Origin of the sequence: Pseudotamlana haliotis (assembly GCF_008806375.1) — a bacterium.
Classification (GTDB): Bacteria; Bacteroidota; Bacteroidia; order Flavobacteriales; family Flavobacteriaceae; genus Pseudotamlana; species Pseudotamlana haliotis.
This window is the reverse complement of record NZ_WAAT01000039.1, coordinates 59396-69712: the sequence shown is the minus strand read 5'-3', so window position 1 is coordinate 69712 and position 10317 is coordinate 59396. Positions and strand designations below refer to the sequence as shown.

General features: G+C 34.9%; 9 protein-coding genes and 1 tRNA gene. 3 read left to right on the top strand and 7 right to left on the bottom strand.

Going from position 1 to position 10317, the window contains the following annotated elements:
- Positions 1-329: 329 nt before the first annotated feature.
- On the bottom strand, positions 330-560 hold the full coding sequence (locus tag F6U93_RS07565) for a hypothetical protein (RefSeq protein WP_150938431.1): 231 nt from the start codon (positions 558-560) through the stop codon (positions 330-332).
- A 159-nt stretch (positions 561-719) separates the two neighbouring features.
- Here F6U93_RS07565 and F6U93_RS07560 point away from each other — a divergent pair, with 159 nt between their 5' ends.
- Positions 720-1418, top strand: coding sequence for a DUF4369 domain-containing protein (locus F6U93_RS07560; RefSeq protein WP_150938429.1), 699 nt, complete (start codon positions 720-722; stop codon positions 1416-1418).
- A gap of 420 nt (positions 1419-1838) precedes the next feature.
- Here F6U93_RS07560 and F6U93_RS07555 read toward each other — a convergent pair.
- The 4 genes from F6U93_RS07555 to idi all read right to left on the bottom strand — a co-directional run bounded on the left by F6U93_RS07555 (position 1839) and on the right by idi (position 3309).
- Positions 1839-1912: transfer RNA gene (locus F6U93_RS07555), tRNA-Thr, on the bottom strand.
- 62 nt (positions 1913-1974) lie between these two features.
- Entirely contained in the window at positions 1975-2241 is a 267-nt protein-coding gene (locus F6U93_RS07550; RefSeq protein ID WP_150938426.1) for a hypothetical protein, read from the bottom strand.
- Positions 2242-2377: 136 nt separating this feature from the next.
- A complete protein-coding gene (locus F6U93_RS07545; protein WP_150938424.1) occupies positions 2378-2788 on the bottom strand; it encodes a 6-pyruvoyl trahydropterin synthase family protein in 411 nt (136 codons plus the stop codon).
- Positions 2785-3309 (bottom strand): isopentenyl-diphosphate Delta-isomerase, encoded by a 525-nt coding sequence (gene idi / locus F6U93_RS07540; protein WP_150938422.1) that lies wholly within the window; start codon positions 3307-3309, stop codon positions 2785-2787. The genes F6U93_RS07545 and idi overlap by 4 nt, the downstream gene beginning before the upstream one ends.
- A gap of 218 nt (positions 3310-3527) precedes the next feature.
- Here idi and F6U93_RS07535 point away from each other — a divergent pair, with 218 nt between their 5' ends.
- Positions 3528-5117, top strand: coding sequence for a peptide chain release factor 3 (locus tag F6U93_RS07535; RefSeq protein ID WP_150938421.1), 1590 nt, complete (start codon positions 3528-3530; stop codon positions 5115-5117).
- A 58-nt stretch (positions 5118-5175) separates the two neighbouring features.
- Positions 5176-5403, top strand: a complete 228-nt coding sequence (locus F6U93_RS07530; RefSeq protein WP_150938419.1) for a (4Fe-4S)-binding protein — start codon at positions 5176-5178, stop codon at positions 5401-5403.
- A gap of 153 nt (positions 5404-5556) precedes the next feature.
- On the opposite strand, the gene F6U93_RS07525 is transcribed toward F6U93_RS07530, so the two are convergent.
- Positions 5557-5874, bottom strand: a complete 318-nt coding sequence (locus F6U93_RS07525) for a DUF3467 domain-containing protein (RefSeq protein WP_150938417.1) — start codon at positions 5872-5874, stop codon at positions 5557-5559.
- 133 nt (positions 5875-6007) lie between these two features.
- Positions 6008-10309 (bottom strand): DNA-directed RNA polymerase subunit beta', encoded by a 4302-nt coding sequence (gene rpoC, locus F6U93_RS07520; RefSeq protein ID WP_150938415.1) that lies wholly within the window; start codon positions 10307-10309, stop codon positions 6008-6010.
- Positions 10310-10317: the final 8 nt, after the last annotated feature.

Here is a 10317-nt window from a genome sequence, read left to right as displayed (position 1 = left end):
ACTACAATTTTTGCATAAACACAACTTTTAGGAATGATCCCATGTAAGGCTGTCAGTATAGCACATCTCCCGAAAACACATGACAAACGGATGAAAAATTTAAAAAAAAGACATAAAAAAACCGAGCTCCCTCAAACTCGGTTTCTTATCATTTGCTCATTGTGTTATGAAGTTAGATTTGGAATAGCCACATCAACAACATATTGCAAATATTAATTAATTAATCCATTGAACTAAAAAAATGTATTATTTAGTACACTCCAAATATAAGATACTTTTCCTAATTAAAACGACTAAATACCAATTTTTTCGATGAAAAACACAAATACTTAACATTTGTACCCAAAAAACTCACCAAAACAAAGAATAGTACTACATGACTGTGCTAAAATTATATTTTCAGAAGCCGCCATTCGACTACTTACAATAACCTCACCTCTATAAATGGAAAAAGCACCTTTATAAAAAGGTGCTTTCTCACTAACTAACCAACCAAAAATATGAATAACACTTACAAGTTTAAAGTAACCACTCAATAAACTATACATAAATGCATTCATATACTTATACGCAATCCCTGTGCCAAAAGATTTTTTGTCATTTCGTTTTGTGATTACTTTAACAGAAAGTAAATGCTTTCACTTTCTAAAATACGCGTTGGATTTAGTTTATAAAAATTAATTATTAGATATTTGCTTTTTATTAAACCATTTCTATTCATGAAAAAAATCTCAATACTTCTATTAGCTGCGATACTTTGCTCTTGCGGTAATAACAACAACGATTTAACAGTAAAAACACATATTAAAGGCCTTAAAAAAGGTACCGTTTATCTAAAAAAGGTAGAAGACACTGTTTTAGTAACGGTTGATTCGGTAGTAGTAAACGGTAACCCAAGCTTCGAACTACACAGCAAAATAGAATCGCCAGAGATGTTTTATCTAGATCTTGATAAAAATAGTACAGAACAAGATCGCATTGGTTTCTTTGCTGATAAAGGTATCACTGAAATTAATACTACTCTAAAAAACTTTGTTTACGACGCGAAAATTAAAGGCTCTAAACAACAAGAGATTCTAGAACAATATAAAGCGCTGATATCTAAAGCTAATAATAGAAACTTAGAGATAATTAAAGAAAAGTATGAAGCTCAAATGGCAAAGGATACTGTGAAATATGCAGCACTTGAAAAAGAAGAAAGCAGTTCTTTAAAAAGAAAGTATTTATACACCGTTAATTTTGCACTGCAGCACAAAGACAGTGAAGTTGCGCCATACCTAGCTTTATCTGAAATATACAATGCCCGTATCGATTTATTGGACACGATTAATAAATCATTGACACCAGAGGTAAAAGCGTCAAAATACGGTGTAGAATTAGATAATTTTGTAAAAGACATTAAGGAGCGTGAAGAATAATTTTCATGAAACATTTAAACAAAAAGACCCTTGCAATTTGCAAGGGTCTTTTTGTTTATGAATGTATCTAAAAGCGACACCTTACGCAAGTCCGAGTTACAAACTAGAATTAACTTTCCACTTAAATTAAAAATTATTCTCGACAACGCACTGAGATAGGTAGAATTAAAGACCATCACGAAACATCAATAGAACGGGTTTGGAGCGAAATCGAGAACGTTTCTGCTTAGCAAAAAGAATCTAAACCCGAAGGAAGATAATGTACGCGATAAATCCCTAGCTTAAATTTCATCAGAGAAATTATGCTTAAAAACTAAATAATACTGGTTATCGAAAATTTCAACGATTTTTTTGATCGGCTTCAAGGAAAACCGTCACTATTAAGCATAAAAAAACCCCACTAAAAGTGAGGTTTTTTTGAGCCGATGGAGGGACTCGAACCCACGACCTGCTGATTACAAATCAGCTGCTCTAGCCAGCTGAGCTACATCGGCTTATTTAACGGGTGCAAATATAATCGCAATTTTTTTAATTGCAAGCATTCCGTTAAAAAATTTTATCCTAGTGCGTTAATTTTATCAATTAAAGCACGACCCTTAGTTTCTAACTCAGCGTTAACCGCTTTAAAATGCGCTTTTGGGTTTTCAGATTTTGCATTTACCTTTACAATAAGTTCGTCAAATGTTTTGATGGCCTCATCAATAATTGCTTCACTATCCTTAGTACCTTTATCGGTGTTTGTATATTCCCATACATAAACCGCTTCTATAATATCACCTAAAACGAAATTAATATCCTTTTTTAGGTTTCTAACATTTGCCATAATAATCTTAATTTATTTTGCGCAAAATTACATATAAACTTCCAATAGACCGCTTTTTTAAGATATATTTTAGAGTCTTATTGTGCGCTGTTAAATTGGTTAAAACAAGCACCACTTTTACCTGCTTTTCGCTTTGCTATTCTCCTGAATAACGCACAAAATTACGAGGGGTTTCATACAGGGTTATTTCAAGATCCAAACGCTTTTCTAAGTGAGGTCTTAATTTATTATAAGTCACCACAGCTATATTTTCGGCAGTAGGATTTAGACTTTCAAACTCTAGAACTTCAAGATTAAGGTTTTTATGATCAAAGGCTGTTTCAATTTCAGATTCAATAAGTTCTTTTAGAATTTTCACATCAATCACAAAGCCCGTTTCTTTATCAATTTCACCAGTAACACTTACAATAAGTTCGTAATTGTGACCATGATAATTCGGGTTGTTACATTTCCCGAAGACTTGATCGTTTTTTTCAAAACTCCAGTCCTTTCTGTACAACCTATGGGCGGCATTAAAATGTGCTTTTCTACTTACCGTAGCTCTCATGAATTGATTTTTATATTATCGTAGAATTTATCAAAAATAACTTTAAACCAAGCAGTATAAATTTCTGGTTGTGCGGCAATATCTTCCTTCACAGCCTCTAAAGACATCCATTTCCAACTTTCCACTTCATCAGGGTTAATGTTCGGGGTGTCGTTATACTTTCCTAAAAGAATATGATCATACTCGTGCTCAGTTAATCCATTATCAAATGGGGCCTTATAAATAAAAGAAATAGATTCTTCTAATTCAGTAACAAAGCCCATTTCCTCTTGCAAACGACGTTTACCAGCTTCTAGATTAGACTCCCCATCACGTTGGTGACTACAACAAGTGTTGGTCCACAATCCTGGCGTATGGTATTTGCCTAAAGCACGTTGTTGCAACATCAATTCATTCTTGTCATTAAAAACAAACACAGAAAAGGCACGGTGTAACAAGGCTTTTTCGTGTGCTTCCATTTTTGGCATTAAACCAATTTGCTCATCTTTTTCGTTAACAAGTATTACTTCTTCTTCTTTCATCTATAAATTTATATGCGCTAATTATATGAGTTAGAATCTCCTAAAATCTTCATTTATTAAGATGAAGACTCAGGTCCCACTCTTTTATACAAAAACAAAAATACCAAGTAAATTTTGAATAGCATTATGAATGCAATTAGAATTTCAAAAAGTCCCTTCAACTTCCTTTCTTATTGAAGTTTAATAGTATCTTTGCAACCCATTTTGCAACAAGATTTATGAGTTTTTTAGAAGAAATAAAAAGACGTCGAACTTTCGGAATCATATCGCATCCCGATGCTGGTAAAACGACATTAACTGAAAAGTTATTACTTTTTGGTGGTGCCATTCAAGAAGCCGGTGCTGTAAAAAGTAATAAGATAAAGAAAGGTGCCACGAGTGATTTCATGGAAATTGAGCGTCAGCGTGGAATTTCGGTAGCCACTTCGGTTTTAGCTTTTGAATACAATGGTATTAAAATTAACATTCTAGATACCCCAGGGCACAAGGATTTTGCTGAAGACACCTTCAGAACCCTAACCGCTGTAGATAGTGTTATTGTCGTTATTGATGTGGCCAAAGGTGTTGAGGAGCAAACGGAAAAACTGGTTGAAGTTTGCCGTATGCGTAACATTCCTATGATTGTTTTTATCAATAAGATGGACCGTGAGGGTAAGGATGCTTTTGAATTACTTGATGAAATTGAGCAAAAATTAGGCCTGACAGTTACTCCGCTGAGTTTCCCTATTGGTATGGGTTACGATTTCAAAGGTATTTACAATATCTGGGAAAAGAACGTCAACTTATTTAGTGGTGATAGCCGAAAGAATATTGAAGAAACCATTGAAATTTCAGATTTAGATTCTGATGAACTCAATAAATTAGTTGGTGATGATTCAGCTGAAACGTTACGTGAAGAATTAGAGCTTGTAGAAGGGATTTATCCGAAGTTTAATAATGAAGATTATTTAAACGGCACGTTACAACCTGTATTTTTTGGTTCTGCTTTAAACAGTTTTGGAGTTCGTGAACTTCTAGATTGTTTTGTGGATATCGCACCGAAACCACAACCAAAAAACAGTGAAGAACGTTTGGTAAAACCTGATGAAGATAAGTTTAGTGGTTTTGTATTTAAAATTCACGCCAATATGGACCCTAACCATAGAAACCGTTTGGCATTTATAAAAATTGTATCTGGAGAATTTAAACGAAATGCACCATACTTGCACGTTCGACATAATAAAAAAGTAAAGTTTTCTAGTCCGAATGCCTTTTTCGCAGAGAAGAAAGAAATCGTAGATATCTCCTACCCTGGTGATATTGTAGGCTTACAAGATACCGGAAACTTTAAAATTGGAGATACCCTGACCGAAGGTGAGATTTTAAATTACAAAGGGATTCCGAGTTTCTCACCAGAACACTTTAGATACATCAACAATGCTGACCCTTTAAAATCGAAACAGCTTTTCAAAGGAATCGACCAATTGATGGATGAAGGTGTCGCCCAGTTATTCACTTTAGAACTTAACGGAAGAAAAGTTATTGGTACGGTTGGTGCTTTACAGTATGAAGTTATTCAATACCGATTAGAGCATGAATATGGTGCGAAATGTACCTATGAAAATTTAAATGTACACAAGGCTTGCTGGGTAGACCCTAGCAATTCAAAATCTGAAGAATACAAAGAATTTGTACGTGTTAAACAACGTTTTTTAGCGAAAGATAAGCGTGATCAACTGGTATTCTTAGCTGACTCGGCATTTTCTTTGCAAATGACACAGCAAAAATACCCGAACGTAAAACTACATTTTACATCCGAATTTGATTAGTACTCGTATAAAGTACATCGATTATAATTTTAATTAAAGTTCCCCAAAAGCTTTAGCTATGAAAACAACAGAATATCGCAATCATGAGTTTACCATATCATATTGCCCTTTTAAATGTACTCAATCTAATGTGTGTACTCAAGAGCTCTCTGATGTCTTCCAAGATTCGGTCATCCCTTGGATTGACCCCAATGGGAGTTCTACGGAACGTATTAAAGCACAAGTCAAAAAATGTCCTTCCGGAGCTTTAACATTTAAGCTGAATAAAAAGGAAATGGCCTTTTAAAAAAAAGCCTTTGAACAAATTGTTCAAAGGCTTTTTTTATACGACTAAATTAGGCCTGACCTGTTGGTCCAAAGTTTAAAGGTATTGGTGGTTGCTCGATTAAAACATTTCGTGCAACCAAATTCATTTCTTCTAGAGGTTTATAAATTGCTTTTAAGCCTGACCCGTTGGACCAAAGTTTAAAGGTATTGGAGGTTGCTCGTAATCCTTAATTTCACCATGTGCACTTTCAAACCTTGTAATATTATCTCCTAATGCTTTCAACAAACGTTTGGCGTGTTGAGGTGTTAAAATAATCCTAGATTTTACTTTGTTTTTAGGAACTCCAGGCATGATATTTACAAAATCTACAACAAATTCTGAAACCGAATGATTTATAATTGCTAGGTTAGAATACGTTCCTTCCGCTACTTTTTCGTCTAATTCTATGTTTATCTGTCCTTGCTTTTGAGCGTCTTTTTCGTCTGCCATATTTAAATATTTTTTTCCAATATAGAGGAAATGTTTTAAAGTTATGTGATTTTAAAATAAAAAAGCCTTCATGTATATTCATACTTGAAGGCTTCTATTTTTAAGATTCCCGCCTTCGCGGGAATTCAAAATACTAGTTGTAATTAAGTTCTTGCTTTACTTGCATCATTTCGTCAAACTCTTCTTTAGAGCCAACAATGATATCAGAATAGCGTCTCATACCTGTACCTGCTGGAATTCTATGTCCAACAATTACATTTTCTTTCAAGCCTTCTAAAGCATCTACTTTACCTGCTACTGCAGCTTCGTTAAGTACTTTAGTTGTTTCTTGGAAGGAAGCAGCAGAAATAAATGATTTCGTTTGAAGCGACGCTCTTGTAATACCTTGAAGTATTGGAGTTGCCGTTGCTGGTTGTGCTTCTCTAGCTGAAACAAGCGCTTTGTCTTCACGACGTAAGATAGAATTCTCATCTCTTAACTGACGTGGGGTAACAATTTGTCCTGCTTTCAACGTTGAAGAATCTCCAGCGTCTTCAATAACCTTCATTCCGAAGATATCATCGTTTTCTTTGATGAAATCTGCTTTATGAGCCAATTGATCTTCTAGGAAAATGGTATCACCAGAATCAATGATTCTAACTTTACGCATCATTTGTCTTACAACAACCTCGAAGTGCTTATCATTAATCTTCACCCCTTGTAAACGATATACTTCTTGTACTTCATTTACTAAGTACTGTTGTACCGCTGAAGGGCCTTTGATATTTAAGATATCGTTAGGTGTAATCGAACCATCTGATAATGGCATACCCGCTTTTACGAAATCATTTTCTTGAACAAGAATCTGACTTGATAATTTCACTAAGTATTTCTTAACATCACCTAATTTAGATTCTACGATAATCTCACGGTTACCTCTTTTGATTTTCCCGAAAGAAACCACACCATCAATAGCACTAACTACTGCTGGGTTAGAAGGGTTACGTGCTTCGAATAACTCAGTTACACGAGGAAGACCACCGGTAATATCACCTGCCTTAGCAGATTTACGAGGAATCTTAACTAAGATTTTTCCAATATTAACAGCTTCACCATCATCAATCATAATGTGTGCTCCAACTGGTAAGTTGTAAGAACGCATGGTTTCACCACTTGCATTTTCAATATGCAACGTTGGGATAAGCTTTTTGTTTCTAGATTCAGAAATTACTTTCTCTTGGAAACCTGTTTGCTCATCAATCTCTACTTGGTACGTTACCCCTTGTTCAAGGTTTTCATATCTTACTTTACCAGCAAATTCTGAAATAATAACCCCGTTATATGGATCCCAAGAACAAACCACATCTCCTTTAGATAATTCTTGACCATTCTTAATATTAATAGTCGAACCATAAGGAATGTTATTCGTACTTAGTACGATACCTGTTTTCTTATCTATAAGTTTAAGTTCAGACGTTCTAGAGATTACGATATCAATATCGTTTCCATCACCATCTTGACCTTTAACTGTTTTTAAATCTTCAATTTCAGCAACACCATCAAACTTCACAATTAAGCTATTTTCTTCTGAAATGTTACCTGCAATACCACCTACGTGGAATGTACGAAGTGTTAACTGTGTACCTGGCTCACCAATTGATTGTGCCGCAACAACCCCAACAGCTTCACCACGTTGTACCATTTTACCTGTAGCTAAGTTACGTCCGTAACATTTAGCACAAATTCCTTGTAAAGCTTCACAAGATAATGGAGAACGTACTTCAATACTTTCTAATGGAGATCCACCAATAACTTTCGCTACAGCGTCATCAATTAATTGTCCAGCAGAAGCTAATTTTTCTTCAGTTAACGGATTGTAAACGTCATTTAATGACACACGTCCTACAATTCTTTCCGCTAAACTTTCAACAACTTCATCATTCTTCTTCAATGGCTCAACTTCAACACCTCTTAATGTACCACAATCTTCAGTATTGATAATAACATCTTGAGATACATCAACTAAACGACGTGTTAAGTAACCTGCATCGGCCGTTTTAAGTGCCGTATCCGCAAGACCTTTACGAGCACCGTGCGTTGAGATAAAGTATTCTAAAATTGAAAGACCTTCCTTAAAGTTAGAAAGAATCGGGTTTTCAATAATAGAACCACCTCCTGCAGTAGATTTTTTAGGTTTCGCCATTAATCCACGCATACCAGTTAACTGACGAATCTGTTCTTTAGATCCACGAGCACCAGAATCAAGCATCATAAACACCGAATTGAATCCTTGTTGGTCTTCACGAATACGTTTCATAGACAATTCTGTCAATTCAGCATTTGTAGACGTCCAAATATCAATAACTTGGTTATAACGTTCATTGTTGGTAATAAGTCCCATGTTATAGTTACCTGTAATACCTTCAACTAAACCGTTAGCTTTATCAATCATACCTTGTTTTTCTGGCGGAATGATAATATCACCTAAACTAAACGATAAACCACCTTGGAAGGCGAATTTAAATCCTAAAGTTCTAATAGCATCTAAGAAATCAGCTGTTTCAGGAACCGAAGTTGCCTTAAGGATGTTACCAATAATATCTCTTAAAGATTTTTTGGTTAATACCTCATTAATATATCCAGCTGCCTGTGGTACGTGTTTGTTAAATAATACACGACCAACAGTAGTTTCAATAATCATTGGAGCAAGTTTACCATCTTCGTTGATGTCGATAGTTCTTACTTTAATTCCAGCATTCAAATCAACACGTTTCTCATTGAAAGCAATTTCAACCTCTTCATCAGAGTAAAATGTTAATCCTTCACCTTGAATTGGCACTTCTGGAGTAGATTTACGTAGCTTGGTCATATAGTAAAGACCAAGTACCATATCCTGAGAAGGTACCGTTACAGGAGAACCATTTGCAGGATTTAAGATATTATGAGATGCCAACATTAACATTTGACATTCTAAAATAGCTTCTGGTCCAAGTGGTAAGTGCACCGCCATCTGATCACCATCGAAATCGGCGTTAAAGGCCGTACATACTAATGGGTGTAATTGGATCGCTTTTCCTTCAATTAATTTTGGTTGGAAAGCTTGAATACCCAAACGGTGTAAGGTAGGCGCACGGTTTAGTAATACCGGATGTCCTTTAAGAACATTTTCCAAGATATCCCAAACCACTGGTTCTCTTTTATCTATAATTTTCTTAGCAGATTTAACCGTTTTTACGATACCTCTTTCAATTAATTTTCTAATTACGAAAGGCTTGTATAATTCGGCTGCCATATTTTTAGGCAATCCACATTCAAATAATTTTAATTCTGGTCCAACAACAATTACCGAACGTGCTGAATAATCTACACGTTTACCAAGTAAGTTTTGACGGAAACGACCTTGCTTACCTTTTAATGAATCTGATAAAGATTTTAAAGGTCTGTTAGAATCTGTTTTTACCGCTGAAGACTTACGTGTGTTATCAAATAATGAATCAACAGACTCTTGAAGCATACGTTTTTCATTACGTAAAATTACTTCTGGAGCTTTAATTTCAACTAATCTTTTAAGACGGTTGTTACGAATAATAACACGACGGTAAAGATCATTTAAATCTGAAGTTGCAAAACGACCTCCATCTAAAGGTACTAATGGACGTAATTCTGGCGGAATAATTGGAATCACTTTCATGATCATCCACTCCGGACGGTTCTCACGGTTATTGTTAGATTCTTTTAAAGACTCAACAACTTGTAAACGTTTTAAAGCTTCAGTTTTACGTTGTTTAGACGTTTCTGTATTTGCTTTATGACGTAATTCGTATGATAAAGACTCTAAATCAATTCTTGATAACAACTCAATTAAACATTCAGCACCCATTTTAGCTAAAAACTTGTTAGGGTCTGAATCGTCTAAATATTGATTATCTTGAGGAAGAGTTTCCATGATATTTAGATACTCTTCTTCTGTTAAGAAGTCCATTTTTTGTAATGGTTCACCTTCTTCATTTTTAGCATTACCAGGTTGAATTACTACGTAACGTTCGTAGTAAATAATCATATCTAATTTCTTAGAAGGTAATCCTAATAAGTAACCAATTTTATTTGGTAAAGAACGGAAGTACCAAATGTGTGCAACAGGAACAACTAAATTGATGTGCCCAACACGATCACGACGTACTTTCTTTTCTGTTACTTCTACACCACAACGGTCACAAACAATACCTTTGTAGCGAATTCTTTTATACTTACCACAAGCACACTCATAATCCTTTACAGGACCAAAAATACGCTCACAGAACAAACCATCACGTTCAGGTTTGTGAGTACGATAATTGATAGTTTCTGGTTTTAAAACCTCACCTCTAGACTCTGCTAAAATAGATTCTGGTGATGCTAAACCAATTGAGATTTTATTAAATCTCTTAACTGTATTTTTATCTTGTTTTCTTGCCATAATATATG